21 protein-coding genes and 1 pseudogene are annotated in these 26,010 nt (G+C 25.9%); 15 read left to right on the top strand and 7 right to left on the bottom strand.

Annotation, left to right across the window (positions count from 1 at the left end):
• The first annotated feature begins 333 nt into the window (after positions 1-333).
• The gene (gene icd, locus FD726_RS01055; RefSeq protein WP_159989823.1) at positions 334-1,587 is read left to right on the top strand and encodes an NADP-dependent isocitrate dehydrogenase; all 1,254 of its coding nucleotides are present in this window, start codon (positions 334-336) and stop codon (positions 1,585-1,587) included.
• A 181-nt stretch (positions 1,588-1,768) separates the two neighbouring features.
• Here icd and ychF read toward each other — a convergent pair whose 3' ends face one another.
• The 4 genes and pseudogenes from ychF to ispE form a co-directional block, all read right to left on the bottom strand.
• Positions 1,769-2,851 carry a redox-regulated ATPase YchF gene (gene ychF, locus FD726_RS01050; protein ID WP_159989729.1) on the bottom strand — a complete coding sequence of 361 codons (1,083 nt, stop codon included), beginning with the start codon at positions 2,849-2,851 and terminating at the stop codon, positions 1,769-1,771.
• 29 nt (positions 2,852-2,880) lie between these two features.
• Positions 2,881-3,468 (bottom strand): aminoacyl-tRNA hydrolase, encoded by a 588-nt coding sequence (gene pth, locus FD726_RS01045; RefSeq protein ID WP_159989728.1) that lies wholly within the window; start codon positions 3,466-3,468, stop codon positions 2,881-2,883.
• A gap of 122 nt (positions 3,469-3,590) precedes the next feature.
• Entirely contained in the window at positions 3,591-4,538 is a 948-nt protein-coding gene (locus tag FD726_RS01040; RefSeq protein ID WP_159989727.1) for a ribose-phosphate pyrophosphokinase, read from the bottom strand.
• Between the two features lie 60 nt (positions 4,539-4,598).
• Positions 4,599-5,464 (bottom strand): annotated as a pseudogene (gene ispE, locus FD726_RS01035) (4-(cytidine 5'-diphospho)-2-C-methyl-D-erythritol kinase).
• A gap of 599 nt (positions 5,465-6,063) precedes the next feature.
• On the opposite strand from ispE, the gene hemA reads away from it, so the two are divergent.
• From hemA to FD726_RS01010, 5 genes are all read left to right on the top strand, one after another.
• Positions 6,064-7,317: a glutamyl-tRNA reductase gene (gene hemA / locus FD726_RS01030; RefSeq protein ID WP_159989726.1), complete on the top strand. Its 1,254-nt coding sequence runs from the start codon at positions 6,064-6,066 to the stop codon at positions 7,315-7,317.
• A gap of 39 nt (positions 7,318-7,356) precedes the next feature.
• The gene (gene prfA / locus FD726_RS01025; protein WP_159989725.1) at positions 7,357-8,439 is read left to right on the top strand and encodes a peptide chain release factor 1; all 1,083 of its coding nucleotides are present in this window, start codon (positions 7,357-7,359) and stop codon (positions 8,437-8,439) included.
• Positions 8,439-9,275, top strand: a complete 837-nt coding sequence (gene prmC, locus FD726_RS01020) for a peptide chain release factor N(5)-glutamine methyltransferase (protein WP_159989724.1) — start codon at positions 8,439-8,441, stop codon at positions 9,273-9,275. The genes prfA and prmC overlap by 1 nt, the downstream gene beginning before the upstream one ends.
• 198 nt (positions 9,276-9,473) lie before the next feature.
• Positions 9,474-10,277: an invasion regulator SirB1 gene (gene sirB1, locus FD726_RS01015; RefSeq protein ID WP_255454558.1), complete on the top strand. Its 804-nt coding sequence runs from the start codon at positions 9,474-9,476 to the stop codon at positions 10,275-10,277.
• Between the two features lie 393 nt (positions 10,278-10,670).
• Complete coding sequence (locus FD726_RS01010; RefSeq protein ID WP_159989723.1) at positions 10,671-11,879, top strand: bifunctional succinylornithine transaminase/acetylornithine transaminase; 1,209 nt, start codon at positions 10,671-10,673, stop codon at positions 11,877-11,879.
• Between the two features lie 101 nt (positions 11,880-11,980).
• Here FD726_RS01010 and nadE read toward each other — a convergent pair whose 3' ends face one another.
• The 3 genes from nadE to hxpB form a co-directional block, all read right to left on the bottom strand.
• The gene (gene nadE, locus FD726_RS01005) at positions 11,981-12,814 is read right to left on the bottom strand and encodes an ammonia-dependent NAD(+) synthetase (RefSeq protein ID WP_159989722.1); all 834 of its coding nucleotides are present in this window, start codon (positions 12,812-12,814) and stop codon (positions 11,981-11,983) included.
• A gap of 160 nt (positions 12,815-12,974) precedes the next feature.
• Positions 12,975-13,517 carry a metal-dependent hydrolase gene (locus FD726_RS01000; RefSeq protein ID WP_159989721.1) on the bottom strand — a complete coding sequence of 181 codons (543 nt, stop codon included), beginning with the start codon at positions 13,515-13,517 and terminating at the stop codon, positions 12,975-12,977.
• A gap of 129 nt (positions 13,518-13,646) precedes the next feature.
• Entirely contained in the window at positions 13,647-14,312 is a 666-nt protein-coding gene (gene hxpB, locus FD726_RS00995) for a hexitol phosphatase HxpB (RefSeq protein ID WP_159989720.1), read from the bottom strand.
• A gap of 662 nt (positions 14,313-14,974) precedes the next feature.
• Here hxpB and thrS point away from each other — a divergent pair.
• The 9 genes from thrS to FD726_RS00950 all read left to right on the top strand — a co-directional run bounded on the left by thrS (position 14,975) and on the right by FD726_RS00950 (position 26,005).
• Positions 14,975-16,903 (top strand): threonine--tRNA ligase, encoded by a 1,929-nt coding sequence (gene thrS, locus FD726_RS00990; protein ID WP_159989719.1) that lies wholly within the window; start codon positions 14,975-14,977, stop codon positions 16,901-16,903.
• Positions 16,904-16,906: 3 nt separating this feature from the next.
• On the top strand, positions 16,907-17,455 hold the full coding sequence (gene infC, locus FD726_RS00985) for a translation initiation factor IF-3 (protein ID WP_159989821.1): 549 nt from the start codon (positions 16,907-16,909) through the stop codon (positions 17,453-17,455).
• A gap of 95 nt (positions 17,456-17,550) precedes the next feature.
• Complete coding sequence (gene rpmI / locus FD726_RS00980) at positions 17,551-17,748, top strand: 50S ribosomal protein L35 (RefSeq protein WP_159989718.1); 198 nt, start codon at positions 17,551-17,553, stop codon at positions 17,746-17,748.
• A 46-nt stretch (positions 17,749-17,794) separates the two neighbouring features.
• Positions 17,795-18,151 (top strand): 50S ribosomal protein L20, encoded by a 357-nt coding sequence (gene rplT / locus FD726_RS00975; protein WP_159989717.1) that lies wholly within the window; start codon positions 17,795-17,797, stop codon positions 18,149-18,151.
• Positions 18,152-18,382: 231 nt separating this feature from the next.
• Positions 18,383-19,372 carry a phenylalanine--tRNA ligase subunit alpha gene (gene pheS, locus FD726_RS00970; RefSeq protein WP_159989716.1) on the top strand — a complete coding sequence of 330 codons (990 nt, stop codon included), beginning with the start codon at positions 18,383-18,385 and terminating at the stop codon, positions 19,370-19,372.
• A gap of 8 nt (positions 19,373-19,380) precedes the next feature.
• Complete coding sequence (pheT, locus tag FD726_RS00965; protein WP_159989715.1) at positions 19,381-21,783, top strand: phenylalanine--tRNA ligase subunit beta; 2,403 nt, start codon at positions 19,381-19,383, stop codon at positions 21,781-21,783.
• Positions 21,784-21,787: 4 nt separating this feature from the next.
• The gene (ihfA, locus tag FD726_RS00960; RefSeq protein WP_159989714.1) at positions 21,788-22,090 is read left to right on the top strand and encodes an integration host factor subunit alpha; all 303 of its coding nucleotides are present in this window, start codon (positions 21,788-21,790) and stop codon (positions 22,088-22,090) included.
• 521 nt (positions 22,091-22,611) lie between these two features.
• The gene (gene ppsA / locus FD726_RS00955) at positions 22,612-24,996 is read left to right on the top strand and encodes a phosphoenolpyruvate synthase (RefSeq protein ID WP_159989713.1); all 2,385 of its coding nucleotides are present in this window, start codon (positions 22,612-22,614) and stop codon (positions 24,994-24,996) included.
• Between the two features lie 643 nt (positions 24,997-25,639).
• Positions 25,640-26,005: an iron-sulfur cluster assembly accessory protein gene (locus FD726_RS00950; RefSeq protein ID WP_159989712.1), complete on the top strand. Its 366-nt coding sequence runs from the start codon at positions 25,640-25,642 to the stop codon at positions 26,003-26,005.
• The last annotated feature ends 5 nt before the right edge of the window (positions 26,006-26,010 follow it).

The following is a 26,010-nucleotide window of genomic DNA, read 5'->3' as shown; positions in this document are numbered from 1 at the left end:
ATGTTAATCTATTATAATACAAACATTTTTATTATTAAAGATTTTAGTCATTAAAGTTTATAAAATTATTTTTATGAAAATTTTTTCTCTATTGTACCATTATGAATGGATTACATGCATTTTAATTGATATTTTTTAATATTTCATTATAAATGATATATGAATATACTTTAAATAAATAATTTTTGTAACATTAAATTTTAAATGAAAAAATTCTATTTTAGAGACAAATTTAATTAAAGATCTTATTATAATGTATAAAATATGCAACTTAATATGTTTATGTTGCCAATTTATAAGATATCATTTTATGAACTTGGAGAATCTAATATAATGGAATACAAAGTAATCATTCCTATAAAAGGTACAAAAATAACTATAAAAAATGGAAAATTAATTGTTCCAGATAATCCGATTATTCCATATATAGAAGGTGATGGTATTGGTGTTGACATAACACCTGTGATGATTAAAGTAGTTAATGCAGCTGTAAAGAAAGCTTATGGAGAAAAAAGAAAAATTCATTGGATGGAAGTTTATTGCGGTGAAAAAGCAACAAAATATTATAGAAATGAAATATATTTACCAACAGAAACATTAAATTTGATTAAAAATCACCATGTTGCTATCAAGGGACCTCTTACAACTCCTATAGGGAAAGGTATTAGTTCTCTAAATGTTGCTTTACGCCAAAAATTGGATTTATATGCTTGTTTACGTCCAATACGCTATTTTAAAAATACTCCTAGTCCAGTAAAATATCCAGAAAATGTTAATGTAGTGATTTTCAGAGAAAATTCAGAAGATATATATACTGGTATTGAATGGCAAGCTGATTCCGATCAAGCTAATAAAATAATTAAATTTTTAATAGATGAGATGAATGTGAAAGAAAAAATTCGTTTCTCTCAACATTGCGGTATAGGGATTAAATTATGTTCACTAGAAGGTACTGAGCGTTTAATAAGATCTGCAATTAAATATACTATTGATAATGATGCCAGTTCTCTCACATTAGTTCATAAAGGTAATATCATGAAATTTACTGAAGGAGCTTTTAGAAATTGGGCATATCATTTATTAAAAAAAGAATTTTGCGCTGAACTTTTAGACAATGGTTGCTGGATGAAAATAAAAAATCCTAAAACAGGAAAAATTATAGTAATAAAAGATATACTTGCTGACGCTTTTTTGCAACAAATTTTACTAAAACCAGTAGAATTCAACGTAATAGCATGCATGAATTTGAATGGTGACTATATTTCTGATGCTCTTGCAGCTCAAATAGGAGGAATTGGAATGTCTCCAGGAGCAAATGTAGGAAATGATTGTACAATATTCGAACCAACTCATGGTACTGCACCTAAATATGCAGGTTATGATAACGTTAATCCTAGTTCTATAATTTTATCTGCTGAAATGATGTTGCGTTATTTAGAATGGAAAGAAGCAGCTAACTTTATTATCAAAGGTATACAACGTACTCTTAATGAAAGAACTGTTACTTACGATCTTAAGAAATTAGCAAATGATTATAAATTATTAAAATGTTCTGAATTCGGTAACGCTATTATTCAAAATATGTAATTAATTATCACTGTTTACTATTTAATAAATATTTTTAGTTATTTCAATTTATATGTAACTGAATTGAAATAACTAAAAAATATTCTCAAAAATTTATTACTTTAATGTCTTATTTTATATATCTATATAATAATACATAGCATGATATTTTATTAATTATCTATCAAAGTACTCATACTAACTAAATATTAAATAGAAATTTAACAATATCTCCATCTTGAATGATATAATTCTTACCTTCTGATCTCATCTTACCAGCAAGTTTTGCACCTTGTTCCCCTTTATGTAATATATAATCATGAAAAGCAATAGTTTGTGCACAAATAAAACCTTTTTGAAAATCGCTATGAATTTTGCCTGCAGCTTGAGGTGCATTAGTTCCAACAGGTATAGTCCAAGCATGTACTTCTTTTATACTAGCAGTAAAATAAGTATGTAATTTTAGCAATGAATAACCCGCACGAATCACGCGATTTAAGCAAAGTTCTTCATTAAATATAAACTTATTTCGGTTTTTAATATCTTGTTTGATAAGATCATATTCAGTTAATGCACATAAAGGAATCACTACAGAATTTTCCTTGTTAGCAATTTCATATAACTGACCTAATAGAGAGTTATTTTGTGAGTTTTGTGTTTTTACATTTGCAATATACATTGTTGGTTTTATTGATAAAAAATTTAAATAATTGATTAAATTTTTTTCTTCAATAGTTAAATATAATGTACGTAACAATTGTGAATCTAAAAGATGAAACAAGCATTTTTCTAATATACCTAATTCTTTATTAATATTTTGATCATTTATATCTGTTTTCTTCCTTAATCTTTTAATAGTGTTTTCACACATAACCAAATCAGCTAAAATTAGTTCACTATTAATGATATTAACATCTGTTTTGGGATCAACTTTTCCTGTAACATGAATAATTTTTTCATCTTTAAAACAACGTACTACATGACATATAGCATCAGATGTTTTAATATTATTCAGGAATAAATTTCCCAATCCTTCACCTTTAGAAGCACCTTTTACTAGTCCTGCAATATCAACAAATTCCATAGTTGTCGGTACTAACTTTTTTGAATTAAGAATTTTTACTAATTGATATAATCTTAAATCTGGTACAGAAACAACCCCTATATTAGGTTTAATTGTGCAAAATGGAAAGTTTGCTACTTTTATATTTTGACCGGCAAGTGCATTAAAGATAGTAGATTTACCTACGTTAGGTAGTCCTACTATACCACATTTAAATCCCAAATTTTAATATTCCTTTTATTTATAATACTTTATTTTATTTTAAATGAATTAAGTCTATTTAATGCATGAACATATCCAATTTTAAATAAAATTTCTGTACAAATTACTGCTTCATGAAGAGCAAGATTAATTAGTTCTTTTTCGTCATTATCAGGCTTACTAAGTACAAATTGATTGACTTTATCACGATTACCAGGATGACCTATTCCAATCCTTAATCTATAGAAATTTTTATTATTTCTAAGTTTGCCAATAATATCTTTTAAACCATTATGTCCACCATGACCACCTCCCTGTTTAAATTTTATTATTCCAGGGGGTAAATCTAGATCATCATGGGCTATTAAAATTTCTTCAGGAAATATATTATAAAAATTTGATACATTTTTTACTGACATACCACTTAAATTTATAAACGTATTTGGTAATAATATGTAAATATTATTATTATTAATTCTTAAACTTGATATTGATCCAAAAAAATTAATATTTTTTTTTATATTAATTTTATATTTTTTAACTAATAAATTTATATACCAAGCTCCTGCATTATGTCTTGTAAGATAGTATTTCGCTCCGGGATTTAAAAGACCAACTATCAACTTAATTTTATTCATGATCAATTATTTTACCTTCGGTAATACTAAAATTTTTAAGTTATATTGCATCAATCAAAATAAGCAATTATTATTTTTAAGATTAATTTAATATTTAAATTTACTTATAAATATTTAAAATATTAATGTTCAAACATAGCAGATATAGATTCATTGTTGTTAATGCGTCTAATCGCTTCAGCTAACATTCCAGATAAAGTTAACAGTCTAACTTTTGTTAAAGATTTTATTTTTGGGCACAAAGGAATTGTATCACAAACTATTACTTTATCTATAGCGGAATTTTGTAAATTTTTATATGCAATACCTGAAAAAACAGGATGTGTAGCATATGAGAAAACCCTTTTCGCTCCACGTTCCTTTAGTGCTTCTGCTGCTTTGCATAACGTGCTACCTGTATCAATCATATCATCAATTAACACACAATCTCTATCGGCAACTTCACCAATAACATGCATAACTTGGGCTATATTGTAATGGGGTCGACGTTTATCAATAATAGCCATATCAGTATCATTTAATAATTTGGCTATAGCACGAGCACGTATTACACCACCAATATCAGGGGAAACAACTATAGGATTTACTAATACCATATTTAACATATCTTCTAATAAAATTGGACTACCAAATACATTATCAACAGGAATATCAAAAAAACCTTGTATTTGTTCTGCATGTAAATCAACAGTTAAAATACGATCAACTCCTACATTAGAAAGAAAATCTGCTATTAGTTTAGCAGTAATAGGAACTCTTGCAGAACGTACACGTCTATCTTGTCGAGCATAACCAAAGTATGGGATTACAGCAGTAATTCTACTAGCAGAAGCTCTACGAAGTGCATCTACCATTACAAAAAGTTCCATTAAATTATCATTAGTTGGATAACATGTAGATTGAATAATAAAAATATCACCTCCTCGCACATTTTCATTTATTTCAACACTTATTTCTCCATCACTAAATCTACCAACAGTAACATTACCTAAATTAGTGTATAAACGGTTAGCAATAAGTTTTGCTAATTCTGGATTAGCATTACCAGTAAATAATTTCATGTCTGACATAATATAAGATCCTTAACAATTTTCTTAATTGAAACATGTCATAATATACTTACGAGATTGTTAATTTAATAAATTATTCATTATAAATAAACGACGCAGAGGGGATATATTAGTACTTTTAGCCACAAATGCCGTAGCATAGTTAGGAATAAAATCCATTACTTGATAGGCATTTTCTTTATTATCAAATTCAGAAAAAACACAAGATCCTGTTCCAGTCAATCTGGTAGGTGCATATTTTGAGAGTAAATGTATTATCTCATCAACTTTAGCAAAATTACTTCTAATTACATTCTCAAAATCGTTTGTAAATGGCAATCTTAAAAGTTCTTGTAGACTGTAATACTTTGTATTTCTTTTTAAGTTTTGGTATTGAAAAACATCAGCAGTGTTAATATTTATGTTAGGATACGTAACCAAATACCATTTTTCTTGAAGATTAATAGGATGTATTTTTTCACCTATTCCTTCGGCAAAAGCGGAAAACCCATAAATAAATATAGGAACATCAGCTCCCAATTGCAAACCAATTTTTGCTAATTCATCTACTGTAAATTTAGTTTTCCATAAATAATTAAGTGCTGTTAAAACAGTAGCAGCATTAGATGACCCTCCACCTAATCCAGCTCCTATGGGTAATTTTTTTTTTATATTAATAATTGCACCTAAATTTAAAGATGATATTTTTTTTTTGCTGCTACCTTTAATATATTTGCAGCTTTTATAATCAAATTGTTTTCTTTAGGTATATTGTTAAAATTTGTAGTTAAATAGATTAACCCACTATTATTTAATTTTATTTCAAGCAAATCACTATAATTTAGAAATTGAAAAATAGTCTGTAAATTATGATAACCATCTGATCTGCGGTTATTTATATGAAGAAAAAGATTTAATTTTGCTGGAGATGGCCAAATATTTATCATTTAAATTATATTTTAAATATTACTTAGTATTATAATAATATCAATTGAATTAAAAATCAAAATTGTAACTTTTTTACTATAAATTTTAACAATGATGATAATTAATGACTATTATTACTGATTAACAATTGTATTTATCTATTATATTTTGTAATATTCTAAAATGGAATAACTATATAATGGATATTGATTCAGTAAATTTCTAAAAAATATATAATAATAAATGAGTTACTCGGTTAATAAAATTAACATATCATATTTTAATTTGTAAACTTATTATATTAATGTAATTATTATCATTATTAAACTATAATATATTTGATTATTAAATGGTGAATATTATATAAATAATATCAATATATTAAATAGTTAATATCATCAAAAATATTATTTACTCTAATCTGAATATTTTTGGTAAAACGTAAGCAATTGATTAATCACACTTAACAGAAAGAAATAATTTGGTATTAAACTTCGTAAGATTTTTATTTGATGTTTATATGTCTTGTTTTCCTTATATAATATATTGTGAAATATTTCTTAATATAACAATTTTAAAATTGAAAACTATCCTAACTTAATTGAACCTTTAAATACTGATGACATTACTTGTTCTTGGAGTAAATCATAAAACTGCTCCTTTTAGTCTACGTGAACGTTTATCATTTGGGCCTGAAATAATACAAGATGCCCTAGATAGTTTATTATCTTTATCTATGATACAAAGTGCTATATTATTATCAACATGTAATAGAATAGAAATATATGTTAGCGTAGATCAAGAAGATAGTTCAAAAGAATATCTAATAAAATGGTTGTGCCAATACCATAAATTAAATAAAGAAGAATTACATGGTATATATTACTATAGAGATAGAGAAACAATCAGTCATTTAATTCGTGTGGCTAGTGGTTTAGATTCTATGATATTAGGAGAATCTCAAATATTCAATCAAGTTAAAGAAGCATTTGCTACTTCACAAAAAAATAACTTGGTAAATAGTGAAATCCATCAAATGTTTCAAAAAACTTTTCATGCAGTAAAACGTATTAGATCTGAAACTGATATCGGATCAAATCCTGTTTCTGTAGCATTTGCTGCATGTACTTTAACTCGTCAAATATTTAAATCTTTATCTGAAATAACGGTATTATTAATAGGAGCAGGAAAAACTATTAACTTAATAGCTTATTATTTAAGTAAGTATAAAATAAAAAAAATAATTATTTCTAACCGTACTAAATCACGTGCTAAATTATTAGCATCACAAGTTAATGCAGAAGTGATAGATCAGAGTAAATTGATTAATCATTTATATAAAGCTGATTTAATAATATCCTCTACTTCTAGCAGATTTCCTTTAATAACTAAAGTTATGATAGAACAAGCAATAAAAATGAGATGTAATAAAGAAATGTTTATAATTGATATAGCAGTTCCTCCAGATATTGAATTAAAAGCAAATAATTTACCTCATGCTTATCTTTATAGAGTAGATGATCTAAAAGAAATCATAGATAATAATCTATTAAGCAGAAAAGTTACGATAACAAAAGCTGAAAATATAGTAATACAGGAAAGTAATAAATTTATGCTATGGTTAAAATCACAAAAAGCATCTTATAGTATTCGCAAATATCGTGAACAGGTTGAAGATATTCGTGTTGAAATGGAAAAAAAAGCATTACATGCATTGCAACAAGGTGCTGATCCTCAAAAAGTTATGCAAAAACTAATATATAAACTAACCAATCGTTTAATTCATGCTCCTACAAAATCTCTTCAACAAGCAGCTCGCAATGGAGATAAAAAACGTTTGAAAATTTTATGTGATAGTTTAGGTTTAAATTAACTTATTTTATAATACATTTTGCCAAAAATGGGATAATAAATGAAAACTTCTATTATCACTAAGTTAAAAGAACTTCAAAATCGTCAAGAAGAGCTAGAAGTTTTACTAAGTGATCCTAATATATTTGTAAATCAAAAACTTTTAGGTAATCTATCACGTGAATATTCTAAAATTACTTCTATTACTGAATGTTTTAGAGAATGGCAAAATATTTATGAAAATATAGAAAATTTAAAAAATTTATCTAAAGACTTTGAATTACAAGATATAGTTCAAAATGAATTACAAGAATCATACAAAATAATTGCAATACTAGAACAAAAATTACAATTGTTATTAATACCCCAAGATCCTGATGATGAACGTAATTGTTTTATAGAAATACGTGCTGCAACTGGAGGAGATGAAGCTGCAATTTTTGCTGGAGAGTTATCTCGCATGTATATTCGTTATGCTGAAATTTGTAATTGGAATTCAGAGATTATTAGTGCCAATGATAGTGAATATGGTGGATATAAAGAAATAATTATTCGTATAAATAGCATCAATGCTTATGGAAAATTAAAATTTGAATCAGGAGGTCATAGAGTTCAACGAATTCCCAATACTGAATCACAAGGAAGAGTTCATACATCAACTTGTACTGTAGCAGTAATTCCTGAAATTACAGAAGAATCAATATTACAAATCAATAATTGTGATTTAAAAATTGACACTTTTCGTTCATCTGGAGCCGGAGGTCAACATGTTAACACTACTGATTCAGCAATTCGTATTACTCATTTACCAACAGGAATTTCAGTTGAATGTCAACATGAACGTTCGCAACATAAAAATAAAGCTAGAGCTTTATCCATATTATCATCTCGTATTCAAGCTATGAAAAAAGCAAAACAACAAGCTGTAGAAGCAAATATGCGACGTAACCTTTTAGGAACAGGAGATCGTTCAGATCGTATTAGAACATATAATTTTCCACAAGGAAGAGTTACTGATCATAGAATTAATTTAACAATTTATCGTTTAGATGAAATATTAAATGGAAAATTAGAACCATTAATTAATCCTATAATTCAAGAATATAAAGCTGATCAACTAATAACTATTTCAGAAAAAAATTGATGAATGTTCATGATTGGCTAAAAAAAGCTAAAAAAACTTTATATAATAGTGACACTCCAGAACTTGACGTTCAAACAATATTAAGTTTTGTTATAGAAAAATCACGCACTTGGATATTTGCTTTTAATGAAACGATTATTACAGAAAAACAACTAGTATATTTAGATAAACTGTTAATGAGACGTTTGAAAGGAGAACCATTAGCTTATTTAATAGGGGAATGTGAATTCTGGTCTCTTACCTTAAAAGTTATACCTGATACCATGATTCCACGACCTGATACAGAAATTATAGTTTTAGAATCATTGAATTATCTGTCAAATTCATCAGATTTAAAAGTACTTGATCTTGGAACAGGAACAGGAGCTATTGCATTAGCGATAGCAAGTGAATTACCAAAATGTAATATTTTCGGAGTTGATTATATTGATACCGTAGTTAAAAATGCACAATATAATGCTAAAAAACTAAATATTCACAATGCTACTTTTTTTTTAAGTCACTGGTTTAATAATATACCATCTAATAAATTTAATTTGATTGTAAGCAATCCACCATATATTGAATCAGATAGTATCTATCTGAATTATAGAGATATAAGATTTGAGCCTATAAGTGCCTTAGTATCAAATGAAAATGGTTTAGCTGACTTAAAAATTATAATTAAAAATTCCTTAGATTGGTTAAAAAAAGAAAGCTGGCTTTTGTTAGAACATGGATGGAAACAAAGTGAATCAGTACGTTATATTATGAGTAAATATGGTTATAAAAATATCAATACAATAAAGGATTACGGAGGCAATCCACGTGTTACATTAGGTATGTCACCAAAATAAAACATATTAATTAATTGCTATATAAAATTTATTAAATTTAAATAAATGTTATAATATTATATGAAAATATATTTATTAAATACATGATATATAGATACATAATATGTTTAATTTATTTTAGAATCTAACAGATTTATGTTTTTAATATAAAATGTTCAATAAAATTTAATTAAAAACTTATAGTAGGAATATTAAACTTTGGTCAAAAAATTAGATTTTAGTCAAATGATGTTATGTGAAGCAGTTATTGATGTTATGGTAAATATTCGTTCTGATTTTCCATTATCTTTTGTACAAAATCAATTACTATTATTAGTTAATAAAGCAAAAGATCACATAGAAGAAGAGCAGAATTTAGAATTAAAACTTAAAAAATTATTTGAACTTTTTTATAACAAATGGGGATTTGGAGGAGCTAAAGGTCCTTATAACCTATCTGATGTATTATGGTTAGATAAAGTGTTAAAAACAAAGCAAGGTACTGCAATTTCTTTAAGTGTAATTTTAATTCATATAGCTAGTGAATTAAAATTAACTTTAATGCCAATTATCTTTCCTACTCAATTAATTCTACGTGTAGATTGGAACGATAGTTATGATTGGTTAATAGATCCTTTTACTGGAGACACATTAAATATTTCTGTTCTAGAATCATGGTTAAAAGGTAATATTGACTTGAATGCTAAATTACATGAAGATGATCTTGATGAAGCTACAAATATTAGTGTGATATATAAGATGCTTACTACACTAAAAGTTGCTTTAATGGAAGAAAAAAAAATGGAGTTAGCTCTCAATGTTAATAAGATTTTATTGCTTATTAATCCTAATGATCCTTACGAAATTAGAGATCGCGGCTTGATTTATACTCAATTAGATTGCGAACATATTGCAATTAATGATTTAATTTATTTTGTTGAACATTGTCCAGAAGATTTAATTAGCGAAATGATAAAATTTCAGATAAATATAATCAAACAAAAAAAAATCATTTTACATTAAATTTTTATAAAATATAAAAAATATTCAACATAAGTTTATTTAGAAAAACATAAAAATATTATTTAATTTATTATTAATAATTAAATAAAAAAATCGTTAAAATATAAATATGTTGTGATTTATGAAAATATATCTAAAAACCATATTATTAAATGATTATGTTATGATTACTTGTTTATTTAAAATAATCATAACATAAACTAAACTATCTTTTAATTTTATCAATGTTTTAAAAAATAACACAATCTTTAATAAGATAATTGATTGCAAATCATAACTAATTGTATGTTTACAATAATGAATTTATAATAAATTTTAATTTAATGATTATGTATTATCAAAATAATTTTTTTATTTATTGTATTTTTCAATTAAATAGTGGAGAAAATAGTTATGTTAAGGAAATTTTTACGCAAAGATTTCGATAAATGGATGATACCAGTCTATAATCCTGCTAAATTTATCCCTATTCGTGGTGAAGGTTCAACTATTTGGGATCAAAATGGTAAAGATTATATAGATTTTACAGGTGGAATTGCTGTTAATGTACTAGGTCATGCCCATCCTTTATTAAAAGAAGCTTTGGAAAAACAACTAGATAATTTATGGCATATTGGTAACGGTTATACAAATGAGCCAATTTTAAAATTAGCAAGAAAACTAATTGACTCAACTTTTGCAGACAGAGTGTTCTTTTGTAATTCTGGTGCAGAAGCAAACGAAACTGCATTAAAATTAGCTAGAAAAGTGGCTAAAGATAAATTTGGCAAACATAAAAACAATATATTATCGTTTAAAAATTCTTTTCACGGTCGCACTTTATTTACAGTTGCTACAGGAGGAAAATCTGAGTACTCAAAACATTTTGGACCACTACCCAAAAAAATTAAACACGCATTATTTAATGATATTAATTCTGTTTCTAAATTAATAAATGAAAATACTTGTGCTGTCATTATAGAACCAATTCAAGGAGAAGGTGGTGTTATTCCAGCAGATATTTCTTTTTTAAAAGAATTAAGAAATTTATGTGATAAATATCGTGTTATACTAATTTTTGATGAAGTACAAACTGGAATAGGACGTACAGGATTGCTATATGCATACATGCATTACGGAGTAATACCAGATATTTTAACAAGTGCTAAAGGTTTAGGTGGTGGTTTTCCAATAGGAGCAGTGTTAGCTAAAAAAGAACTAGCATTAATGATGACTGTCGGTACTCATGGCAATACTTATGGAGGAAACCCATTAGCAGGTGCAGTAGCAAGTGAAGTATTAGAATTAATTAAAAAAGATAAAATTATTGATGGTGTAAAAGAACGTCACATGTGGATTAATTCACATTTAAACAAAATAAATAATGGTTTACATATATTTAAAGAAATAAGAGGAGTAGGATTACTTATTGGTGCAGTTTTAGATGAAAAATTGGCCGGTCAAGCAAATAAAATTAATATTTTAGCTTCTGAATGTGGAGTAATGGTTTTAGTTGCTGGAAATAATGTGATTCGGTTCACTCCAGCATTAAATATTAGTAAAAAAGAAATTGATATTGGGATGGAAAGATTTGCAAAAGCATGTAAGCTTATCAGTAAATAACAACTAAATCATATTTTACACATATAAGATATTTTAAATAAAATTAAGTTATTATAATTTTATTTTAAAAACTAATATTTCAATTTATTATTTTGGTTCAGTTAAGCAATTATTGATTTGAAATCATCAAAAATATTAATAGGTAAATGACGTTTATGCTTAGTTTTTAAGTATAGTTTTTCTATAATAGCAGTATATTTTATGTCTATATGTTTCCCTTCTAAATAATCGTCTATCATATTATAGCTCACTCCTAGAACCAATTCATCTTCTTTAGATGGATAATTATCTTCTAAATCAGCTGTAGGTTTCTTTAAATATAGATGTTTTGGACAGTGCATATTTTTCAATATTTTTTTGATCTGACGTTTATTTAATTGAAACAATGGATTAATATCTGTACCAGAATCTCCATATTTAGTAAAAAAACCAGTAACCGCTTCTGCTGCATGACCAGTACCAACTACAATTCCGTTGTTAATACCTGCTATACTATACTGAACTTTCATTCTTTCTCTTGCTTTTTCATTACCTTTTAAAAAATCCGATAAAAAAATACCAGCATCTTTTAAAGATTGTTCACTAGCTAATACTGCATTTTTAATATTAACTGATATATGACTATCTGGCTGTATAAAAGACAAAGCATCTTGACAATCTTGCTCATCAATTTGATTACCATATGGTAGCCTTAAAGCGATAAATTTATAGTCATTTCTACCTGTATAATTTCTTAATTCAGAAATAGCTAATTGACATAATTTGCCTGCAAGAGTTGAATCTTGTCCTCCGCTAATACCAAGAACTAATGATCTAATTTTTTTATGATGTAATAAATAATTTTTTAAAAAATTAATGATTTTACAAATTTCTTCTTTTGTATTAATAGCTGATCTAACACCTAGAGTTTTTATTATTTTATTTTGTAATGACATCTAAATTTTTCCTTAACATTTTTTAAAATAGTAATTGTATGACTAAATTGATTTTAAAAATGACATGTTAATATATAATATTAACTGCTATAGGTTTATAACTTTTTATTCTTGAAATAATTATTATAATTAAATTTATCTCGTAATTATATTGTATAAATTAAAAAATATTAATAGTTAATGGTGTAATAAACTTAAGCAACATAGGCATGAAAACTGGAAATAATATTAAAAGACCAACTAAAGTAAAACATATTTTTTGCTCTATTTTTTTATTTTTTTTAATATTTATTAAAGGTAGACTAAAACGTTTACGATATGGCCAAAATAAAGGTACTCCAGCAGGAGTAAGTACATCAGCAAGAATATGACTACAGTATCCAATTATCATACCCTGAAATACATCATCTGGTATTTTGATATTATCTAAGAAAATAATTTTAAAAATTGATAAAACTATTAACGCTAATAAACTGTGTGTAAATCCTCTATGACCAAAAGTAAAAAACATAGGTTTAGAAATCCAACGTAATCTTTGTCCAATTAAAGAATGAGGATGATCAATATCAGGTATAAGACAGGTAATCAAAACAGAAGGAATTAAATGCCACCAATCTGATTGTCTAATTATTTCAGTCAGCTCAAAACGCTTAGCAAAAATAGCACAAGCTACAGCAAAAAAAATATGTCCATTAGTTGTCATGATTTATACTTAAATTTTAAAAATATTGTTACATTTCATTGTAAAAATATAAATAAAAAATTTAATTAGCAATTAAAGTAAAAAAACATTAGTTGCAATTCTAACAAAACAATTTATTATTCTATATTCTTAAATATTTAAATGTGAAATTGTTAGCTGTGTAATATTTTCAAGTTTTATATTTGATAAACACCACCTAGGATCATTTTTATATTCAATAGCAGGAATTACAATTGAATGCATGCGAGCTGCTTTAGTGGCAATCATTCCATTAATGGAATCTTCTATAGCAATACATTTCTGAGGATCAATATTAAGTTTAATTGCTGCATCTAGATAAATTTGTGGATGAGGTTTACTATAAGGTAAAAAATCGCCAGATATGATTACATCAAAATAATGATTCAAATTAAATATTTCCAATACCATTTGCAACATGCATAAAGGAGAAGCTGAAGTAAGTCCAACTTTCAAATTACATTCTTTACACAATTTTAGTGCAGACTCTACTCCTGGAAATAAAGGTTTTTTATATTTAATTAACGCCATTGCACGAGTTATAATGAGATTCATGATATCTTGCTGACTTGGTTTGTTAATGTTTAGTGGTAATAGTTTATACCACATATTTACTGTTTGATCTATACGTAAGCCTACTGAATCTGGATGTTTTGAATAATTATAAGGCAATTTTATATTTAACTCAGATATAACTTCATTTTGAGCTTGGCTCCATAGTGGTTCAGAATCTATAATAATTCCGTCCATATCAAAAAAAACTGCTAAAGTATGCATGAAAGATTCCGTTGTGATATTTAAATCATCTTATCCTAAATATAAATGGTATATTTTTACATAGTTATTAAAATAATATCATGATTATTTTAAACTATAAAATTTATTATTTGTTAAATCAATAAATTGAGCTTAATAATATAATGATGATTGATAAAATATTGAATTTATTTTACAATGATTGATTATATTTTCTCTTTATATTAATAATCATAATATTATTATTTTAAATTTAAAACAAAAAATTATTAAAGTGTATAATTAAAATTACAAGTAAGATATTTTAGCTAACAACTAGCTTAAAATTTGCAGCACTTTGTTTTCTTATCATGTTACATTTTACATATTACTTACAATAATATAAAACCGAATATTATTAAATTTTATTTGTAATTTAAATTAATAGTTAATGTTTAATATAAATTACAAATTGTTAACTATATAAAGATAAAAAATTTTTAATATTTAGTACAAAATAAATTATATTGATGATTATTTAAAATAAGTGAATAGTTTAATTATTACAATCCTTAAATAAAACGTTTTACAATGGATTTTTGTGATATTTATAAGTAAAATATAATGTATGTTTTACTTCATTTAAGTTTTAATTATCATCAAATTTTTATATACTTATATAGTTATGATATCAAGGATATAAAATGCCTTTAATTACTTTTTCTGATGGTAGTAAACGTCATTACGATAGTACAGTTAGTATTATGGATATTGCTTTAAGCATAGATAATACCTTAGCAAAATTTTGTATAGCAGGTAAAGTAAATCTTAAATTAGTTGATTGTTCTTATCTTATAAATCATGATGCATTAGTAGATATTATTACTACAAAAGATGATTTAGGTTTAGAGATCATTCGTAAATCATGTGTACAGTTATTAGGTTATGCTATAAAAACGTTATGGCCTGAAGCGAAGATGGCAACTAGCAAAGTAATTAGCAATGATTTTTATTATGATATTGATGTTAATCATAATTTAAATCATAAAGATATAGATCTTATAGAAAAACGCATGCATGAGCTAATTGATACTAATTATAAAATAGTGAGTAAAAAATTTCCTTACCAGGAAGCGCATAATTTATTTTCCAATAAAAATGAAACATATAAAATATTAATTCTTGATGAATATTTAAATCATGAAAAATATATTAATACATATACACACGGAACTTATATAGATATATGTAAAGGTCCACAAGTACCTAACATTAGTTTTTGCCGTTATTTCAAATTACAAAAAGTTTCAGGAGCTTACTGGAAAGGAAATAAAAATAATAAAATGTTGCAAAGAATTTATGGCACTTCTTGGGCAAATAAAAAACAATTATCTTATTATATCCAGAAATTAACAGAAACAGCTAAACGTGATCATCGTAAAATTGGCAAACAACTCGATTTATACCATATTCAAAAAGAAGCTCCTGGTATGATTTTTTGGCATCATAATGGATGGGTTATTTTTAATGAACTAACAATATTTATTTCTAGTAAGTTAAGAGAGTATAAATACGAAGAAGTTAAAAGTCCTCTAATTATGAATCGTAAAATATGGGAAAAAACGGGACATTGGGAAAACTACAAACAATTAATGTTTATGGTAAATTCTGAAAATAATGAATATTGTATTAAGCCTATGAATTGCCCGGGTCACTTACAGATTTTTAATCAAGGAGTAAAATCTTATCGTGATTTGCCAATGCGTATGGCAGAATTTGGTAGTTGTCACAGAAATGAACATTCAGGTGCATTGCATGGGTTAATGCGTGTTTGTAATTTCACTCAAGATGATGCTCATATTTTTTGTACAGAAGAACAATTAAAGGAAGAGATTAATAAATGCATAAATATGGTTTATGATACTTATTATATTTTTGGTTTTAAAAAAATAGTTGTTCATCTAGCTACTAGACCTCAACAACGCATAGGAGCAAATGAAATTTGGGATCATGCTGAAAAAAATTTAGAATCTGTTTTAAAAGAAAACGATATTAAATTTCTGATAAAACATGGTGAAGGTGCTTTTTATGGTCCTAAAATCGAATTCACTTTATTTGACTGTCTTAATCGCGCTTGGCAATGTGGTACAATTCAATTAGACTTTTCTCTACCTCAACGTCTTAATGCAACTTATATAGATAAAAATAATAATCGTCGCTTTCCTGTAATGATTCATCGAGCTATTCTAGGATCAATAGAACGTTTTATAGGGATATTAATTGAGGAATATTCAGGTTTTTTTCCTACTTGGCTGGCACCTATACAGGTTGTGATAACAAGTATTACTGATAAATATGTAAAATTCGTCGAAAATGTAACATCTAAGTTATATAATGAAGGATTTCGAGTTATATCTGATATAAGAAACAAGAAATTAGCGTTTAAAATTCGTGAACATACAATACATCGTATTCCTTACATAGTAATATGTGGAAATGAAGAAATTGAACAAAACAAGATATCTGTGCGTACATGTTTTGGTCAAGATCTCGGATTAATAGATATTGATATTTTCATTAGAAAATTAAAGAAAGAAATTGATACAAGAAGCGTTAAACAATTGGAGGGATAAGGTATTAAAGGCTCAAAGAAAACACAGTTGATTCGCTCAGATCGTATTAATAAAGAAATTAATGCACCTGAAGTGCGTTTAACAGGATTTGATGGTGAACAGATTGGTGTTATTAGTCTGCAAGAAGCATTAAGAAAAGCTGAAGAACAAGGAGCAGATTTAGTTGAGATTAGTCCTAATGCTGAACCACCAGTTTGCCGTATTATGAATTATGGAAAATTTGTTTATGAAAAAAGCAAATATTCTAAAGAACAGAGGAAAAAACAAAAAATTGTTCAAATTAAAGAAGTGAAATTTCGTCCCGGAACTGATGAAGGAGATTATCAAGTAAAATTAAAAAATTTGATTCGTTTTTTAGAAGAAGGCAATAAAACAAAGGTTACTCTTCGTTTTCGTGGTCGTGAAATGGCTCACCAACAAATAGGTATGGAAATTTTAAATCGTATAAGAAAAGATCTATGTGAAGATTCAGATATAGCGATAATGGAATCTTTTCCAGTAAGGATTGAAGGTCGTCAAATCGTTATGGTGCTTGTTCCTAGGAAAAAATAATTATTAATAACAATGCAATTAATTAACATTAATTTATAATTATTATATTTTTTCCATAAAATTAGTAAATTTAAAAATAATTAGGCAGCGTTAAGATGTTAAAAATCAAAACAATAAGAAGTGTAGCCAAAAGGTTTAAAAAAACTGCATCTGGAGGGTTTAAACATAAACATGCTAACTTAAGACATATTTTAACTAAGAAATCAACTAAACAAAAACGTCATCTTCGTGTTAAAAGTATGGTTTCTCAAGGAGATTTAAGTTTAATTTCTACATGTTTACCCTATGTATAGTATTATTCTTCATATTTAATATAAATTATAAAATAGGAGATCTTATATGACTCGGGTTAAACACGGTGTAACTGCTCATTCACGTCATAAAAAAATTTTAAAAAAAGCTAAAGGTTTCTACGGTGCGAGATCACGTACATATCGTGCTGCTTTTCAAGCTGTTATAAGAGCCGGTCAGTATGCATATCGAGATCGCAGACAACGTAAACGTCAGTTTCGTAGATTATGGATTTTACGCATTAATGCTGCTGCAAGACAATATGGCGTATCTTATAGTAATTTAATAAATATGCTAAAAAAAGCAGCTGTTAAGATTGATCGTAAAATTTTATCAGCAATAGCTGTGCAAGATAAAGTAGCTTTTTCTAAATTAATAGAAAAAGTTAATGCAGTAACGATATAATTTTAATAAAGTGTTTAATAATTGTTACAAATATAAATTAATGTAAAATAGAAACAATATATTTTACCGATCATCAAAATATATTACTATTTATAATAATTAAAAATTTTAATATAAAATAAACTACTAATGAAAAACCTCCAATGATTCTATTGGAGGATATATCTTTTTTCTGTTATTTAATTTATTTTAATCTTATTATTAGCAAATTTAAAAATCAAAGAGAAAAAAATGTCTAAACTATCAGATCTGATAGCTGAAGCTATCATGACTATAGATAATTCACAAGATATTGATTCACTAGAATTAGTGCGTATTAAATATCTTGGGAAAAAGGGATATATAAAAAAAATGATAAATTCGCTAAATTATATTCCTAAGGAGGAACGTTCTAAAGAAGGAAAAATGCTTAATAAAGCTCAACAAAAAATAATTTCTTATATACATGCTCGTAAAAAAATATTAGAATCAGTTACGCTAAATTTGAATTTATTACAAAAACAAATAGATGTATCACTTCCAGGCAGAAGATTAGAAAATGGTGGACTACATCCTATCACTATAACAATTGATTGTATTGAAAATTTTTTTACTTCTCTAGGTTTTTCTACAGTTAATGGTTTTGAAATAGAAGATAGTTATCACAATTTTGATGCACTTAATATTCCGGAACATCATCCAGCACGGACTAGCCACGATACTTTTTGGTTAAATGAATTTACCTTGTTGCGTACTCAAACTTCAGGAGTACAAATTCGTGTAATGAAAAACCAACAATTACCAATTCGTATAATATCTTCAGGTCGAGTATATCGTAATGATTATGATCAATCACATACACCAATGTTTCATCAGGTAGAAGGTCTGATTATTGATATAGGTATAAGTTTTACTAACCTAAAGCAAACTATGTATGATTTTCTATATAATTTTTTTGGAGATGATATAAAAGTTCGTTTTCGTCCATCATACTTTCCATTTACAGAACCATCAGCAGAATTTGATATCATGAATAATAAAAACAAATGGTTAGAAGTATTAGGATGTGGACTAGTACATCCTAATGTATTGAATAATATGAATATTAATTCAGATATATACTCTGGATTTGCTTTTGGACTAGGAGTAGAACGTTTAGCTATGTTACGTTATGGAATAAAAGATATTCGCTCATTTTTTGAAAACGATTTACGTTTCCTCAAACAATTTAGATCATTGTAGGATAATGAATGAAATTTAGTGAATTATGGCTACGTGAATGGATTAATCCCGACATTGATACCAAAAAATTATGTGAACAAATTACCATGTTAGGTATAGAAGTAGATAATGTTTGTTTAGTTGCAGATTTTTTTCATGGTGTAGTAAGTGGAGAAATTATTGAATGTAAAGAATTATTAAGATGTAATAATATTAAATTGACTAAAGTTAATATAGGAAATGGCAATATATTAAGTATAATTTGCGATGCTTATAACTGTCGTTTAGGTTTAAAAGTAGTTGTAGCTCCTATAAAAACAATGTTACCGGGACAAAAAGAAGTTAAACCAATAAATTTTCGGGAACATATATCTCAAGGAATTATTTGTTCTTTCTTTGAATTAGGAATATCAGATAAGGAAGATAAATTTATTATAGAATTACCAAATGATGTAATGATTGGACTTGATATTTACGATTATTTAAAATTATATGATAATATTATTGACGCCAATATTACTCCAAATAGAGCTGATTGTTTAAGTATTATGGGTATAGCTCGTGATGTTGCAGCAACAAATGATTTACCTTTTAAAAATTTAATAAATAATAAAATTCCACCAATAATAAACGATAATTTACCTATTTATATTAATGAATCAAATTCATGTCCGCATTATTTATCTAGGATAATTAAAAATATTGATATAAATGTTTCTACTCCTTTTTGGATTAAAGAAAAATTGAGACGTTGTGGCATATCTTCTATAAATGTAGTTATAGATATAAATAATTATATTTTAATGGAAATTGGACAACCAATATTTGCTTTTGATCTTGATTATATTGATGAATATATAATAGTTCGTACAGCAAAAGAAAACGAAGCTTTAAAAACATACAATGGTAAATTAATAAATTTAAACAACAAAATATTAGTTGTTTCTGATAAAAGTAAGGTTATATCAATAGCAGGTATATGTGCCGATTCTCGTTATATTGTAAGTAATAAGACTAAAAATATTTTATTAGAATGTGCTTATTTTAATCCAATATCTGTAATTAACAATATACGTTTTTCAAATTTAAATAGTGATATGTCTTATAGATATGAACGTGGTATTGATTCTGATCTTACATTGCAATATAAAGCACTTGAATATGCCACTAAATTACTTACAGATATTTTCTGTAATGTGAAACCAGGTCCAATTGTTGAACAAACAGGTAATAAATCATTTAAACCAAAATTAATTATTAATTTACACCGTAAAAAATTAGATAGTTTAATTGGCTATAAATTTAGTGATAATCAAGTTAGCGAAATACTTGCTAAACTAGGTTTTAATATATACAAAAAAAACAATAATTGGAAAGTTATCATACCTTATTGGCGAGTTGATATTTTAGTTGAAGAAGATTTAATCGAAGAAATAATACGTATATTTGGTTATGACAAAATTCCAAAGATACCTGCTAAAACTCAATTAAAAATTGAATCAAATTCCAATAATATTTTATCATTAAGACGCATAAAAAATTTTTTGGTCAATAAAGGATATCAAGAGGTAATTACTTATAGTTTTGTAAACCCCAAAACACAAAAAATATTACATCCAAATAATGATGCTGTTCCAATTATAAATCCTATATCTAAAGATATGTCAGTTATGCGTTTATCATTATGGACTGGTTTGATAAATACAATAAATTATAATCAGAATTATCAACAAAATAGATTACGTTTATTCGAAATTGGATATTGTTTTATACCAGATAAAGACGCTGATTTTGGAATACGTCAAGAATTAATGTTATCTGGAGTATTAAGTGGCAATATGTTTGAAGATCACTGGGATCAAAAGAGTAAATTTGTTGATTTTTATGATTTAAAAGGCGATTTAGAATCTTTATGTGAATTATCTAAAAATATAAATGATATAAGTTTCTCTCCAAAATTGAATGAAACTCTACATCCAGGAAAAAGTGCCAGTATTTACTTCCATAAAAAAGAAATTGGATCTATTGGTATAATTCATCCAATGATTCAAAAAAAATTAAAAATTAAAAACGAAATTTTAGTTTTTGAATTAATTTGCAATGACATTATAGATCATAAATCTATTATCAAAGTAAGAGACATTTCACATTTTCCTGCAAATCGTAGAGATATTTCAGTTATAGTGGATGAAAATATTCCTGTGGCAGATATAATTAATTTATGCAAAAAAATTAGCATAAATCAGTTAGTTGGGATAAACTTATTAGATATATACCGTGGAAAAGGTATTTCTAAAGGTTATAAAAGTATAACAATTAGCTTAATTTTACAAGATACTAAACGGACACTTAAAGAAGAAGAAATTGCTATGATAGTAAATAAATACACTGTAGCATTAAAAGAGCGATTCCAGGTAACCTTGAGGAATTAGATCTATGGCGCTTACAAAAGCTGAAATGTCAGAATATCTATTTGAAAAACTCGATTTAAGTAAACGGGATTCAAAAGAATTAGTAGAAATATTTTTTGAAGAAATTCGGTGTACTTTAGAAAATGGAGAACAAGTAAAACTTTCAGGATTTGGTAATTTTGATTTGCGTAATAAAAAACAACGTCCAGGTAGGAATCCTAAAACTGGAGAAGATGTTCCTATTACTGCTCGTCGTGTAGTTACGTTTCGACCAGGACAAAAATTAAAAAATAGAGTTGAAAAAACTATCCTAAAAGAGAATATTTAATATCTACATTTACAGAAAAGCCTTATCTATGGCTTTTCTGATTTCGTTATATCAAAACATGATTATCTTTTAAAATATATTATACTTATATCTATTGTTGAGTTTGTATTGAGTTTGTTAAACAATTAAAGTTAACACTTTATATTTTATAATAATATCATAATATAGTTATGTTTTTATTTATTGCTCTTTAAAAAATACCTTTAAATATAATTTGTAACTTGAATGTATGTAAGAATATGTAAAGAAATTTTTAGTTATATAATTTTATATATAGATATATAAATTAAAAATAAAGTAAATAAAAATTCTATATTAATTGGTAAAAAATAATTTTATCAACTAATCATGATTAATATGTTTTTCAATATTTTTATATCTTACTTTAAATAAAGAATATTTATCACAATTAAAAATAATGTAATTATGTTTTATTAATTTTGTATTATTAAGGTATATTTCTAAATTATATATTTTATCTTCAATATTAGAATTATTGTGGCTAAAAAAGGATAAGCTAAATGCGTAGTAAAATAAATAAACCACTAATACTTTGGTATCATCAAATAAACATTGAAGATATTAAAATAGTTGGAGGTAAGAACGCCTCAATAGGTGAAATGATAAATAAATTATCACCACTGGGTATTAACATTCCTAGTGGATATGTAACTACATCTTATGCTTTTAATCAGTTTCTTAACCAAGATAAAATGAATTATGATATTTATAATCTTTTAGAAAAAACTAATCTTAATGAAATTGATAATTTAAATAAAGTTAGTAAACAAATTCAACAATGGATTCTAAATAAATCACTTCCTCAAGAATTAGAAACAGAAATTTATAAAGCTTATCAAGAGATAACAATTAATAATAATAATGTTTCTTTCGCAATAAGATCTTCAGCAACTGCAGAAGATCTTGCAGATGCATCCTTTGCTGGACAACAAGAAACATATTTAAATATAAACAATATTAATTCGATACTAATTGCAGTTAAAAAAGTATATGCTTCCTTATTTAATGTAAGAGCAATTTCATACCGTATTCATAAAGGGTATAACCATAAAGATATTTCTTTGTCAGTTGGAATCCAACAGATGGTTCGTTCTGATTTAGCATGTTCTGGAGTAATGTTTACCATTGATACTGAATCTGGTTTTGATAAAGTAGTGTTTATTACGGCTTCGTTAGGATTAGGAGAAATGATAGTTCAAGGAGCTGTAAATCCAGATGAATTTTACGTTTATAAACCAGCATTACTTTCTAATAAATCATCAATAATAAGACGAAATATGGGTTCTAAAAAAGTTAAAATGATTTATTCTAATAGCTCTGAAAAAAATCAATCAGTATGTATTAAATCTGTTTCAGAATCTGAACGTAATAATTTTTGCTTGAATGATAAAGATATTCAATTATTAGCTCACCAAGCAATATTAATTGAGAAACATTACAAAAATCCTATGGATATTGAATGGGCAAAAGATGGAATAACAGGAAAATTATTTATTTTACAAGCACGTCCAGAAACAGTATATGCAAATAATAATGTTATGCAACACTATATTTTAGAAGAGAAAAGTAAAATTTTAATTAAAGGTAAAGCTATAGGACATAAAATTGGATGTGGAAAAGTAAAAATTATATTAGATATTAATAATATAAATCTTATTGATCAAGGAGATGTTTTAGTAACTGATTTAACAGGACCAGATTGGGAACCAGTTATGAAAAAAGTTTCTGCTATTGTTACTAATAGAGGCGGTCGTACCTGTCATGCTGCAATTATTGCACGTGAATTGGGTATTCCAGCAGTAGTAGGGTGTGGCAATGCAACTGAAATCCTTAATAATGAATCTAAAGTAACAGTGTCTTGTGCTGAAGGAGATACTGGTTATGTATATAATAAATTACTTAAATATACTATCAATAGTTCAAAAATTAATAATATGCCTAAATTACCTTTAGATATTATGATGAATATAGGTAATCCAGATTTAGCTTTTAATTTTTCATCATTACCAAATAAAGGAATAGGTCTTGCTCGTATAGAATTTATTATAAATAGTATGATAGGAATACATCCAAAAGCTCTGTTAGAATTTAATAAACAAACAGAAGAAATAAAAAAACAAATTAATATCCTTACAAAAGGATTTAATGATCCTGTAGAATTTTATATTTCACGTTTAACTGAAGGTATTGCAACATTAGCTTCTGCTTTTTTCCCTAAAAAAGTAATATTACGGTTTTCCGATTTTAAAACTAATGAATATGCTAATTTAATAGGTGGTATAAAATATGAAATTAAAGAAGAAAATCCTATGATAGGTTTTCGTGGAGCAGGAAGATATATAAATAATAGCTTTCGTGATTGTTTTGCTCTAGAATGTGAAGCTATTAAAAGAGCACGAAATGAAATAGGATTAATTAATATAGAAATAATGGTTCCTTTTATAAGAACTATAAAACAAGCACAAGACATTATCTATGAACTAGGTAATCAAGGATTATATCGTGGTGATAATGGATTAAAAGTACACATGATGTGCGAAATACCTTCTAATGCCTTATTAGCAGAGCAATTCTTACAATATTTTGATGGGTTTTCTATTGGGTCTAATGATATGACTCAATTAACATTAGGAATAGATCGTGATTCAGATTTACTTGCTCCTTTATTTGATGAATTTGATGATTCATTAAAAATCCTGTTTTCTATGGCTATTAAAGCAGCAAAAAAACATAACAAATATATAGGTGTTTGTGGGCAAGGCATTTCAGATAATACAAATTTTGCTATTTGGTTAATTAAACAAGGAATAGATAGTTTATCTTTCAATCCTGATAATATTGTAGAATCTTGGTTAAAAATTGCAAAATTGAGTAATTTATCTTAAATGTATTTTTTAGTCATTAGAAATAATTATTAATAAATAATTTACAATATCACTTGTTAAGTTTAAAAAAATTTATAATCATAAAATATAGCATCTTATAGATAGGATATTTTTATGAAATTTATTAGCTGGTTTTAACATAATTTTATTTACCTTCCATTACTACTTTTTTTGTAATTACTTAAAAAATATTATAATTATTTATTTCAATTCCCATTTTAATAATCAAATTTTAAATTATGAATGAATAATATTCATTAACAACATATCTTTTTAAAATTTATTTGTACTAAAGTTTGTATAAATTATTATAATATCAAGTTGTTATTTATATCATATCTTTGTATTTTACTTAATATATTTATATTTTAATTTAAATAACATGTTATATTGATTTTTTATTATTAAATCTAAAATAAATTTCAGACAATAGTTTCAAATTAGCAGAAATAACCTATTATGTTATTAATAATTTAGTTTAGTTAAATATTTTATTAAAAATATTAATTGATATTGAGTACATAATGAATATTATATTTTATTAACATATAAATAAAATATAACTAATGTATATTGTAATAAATCAAATACTAACCAATAATATTTTGATAAATTTAAAACTATAGGCATAAATGTAAATATCATGAGTATAGACAATATTTCACGCAATAATTTTATTTGGAAAGGATTTAAATTAACAAAAAACGCAGAAAAACAAATATTTATTTTAATAAACAAAAATCCTGAAATAAAATGGTTATGTTTAAATATAAAGAAATCTGGTTGTGCAGGATTTAAATACAGTATGTATTTAACAAAAAAACCATCAGCTGATTGTCTTAAGTTTTCATTTGAACGTATTGATTTATTTGTACCTATTCAAGCTATGCCTTTTATTGATGGTACTGAAATAGATTATGTTTATGACGGATTAAACCAAAATTTTAAATTTAAAAACCCTAAAGCTCAACACTCTTGTGGATGTGGTGAAAGTTTTAGCATAGAGTAAAGAAA

The organism is Pantoea sp. SoEX (assembly GCF_009829945.1).
In the GTDB taxonomy this organism is placed as follows: Bacteria; Pseudomonadota; Gammaproteobacteria; order Enterobacterales; family Enterobacteriaceae; genus Pantoea_C.
The sequence above is the reverse complement of the archived record's forward strand: the minus strand, read 5'-3'. Positions and strand labels throughout refer to the sequence as shown.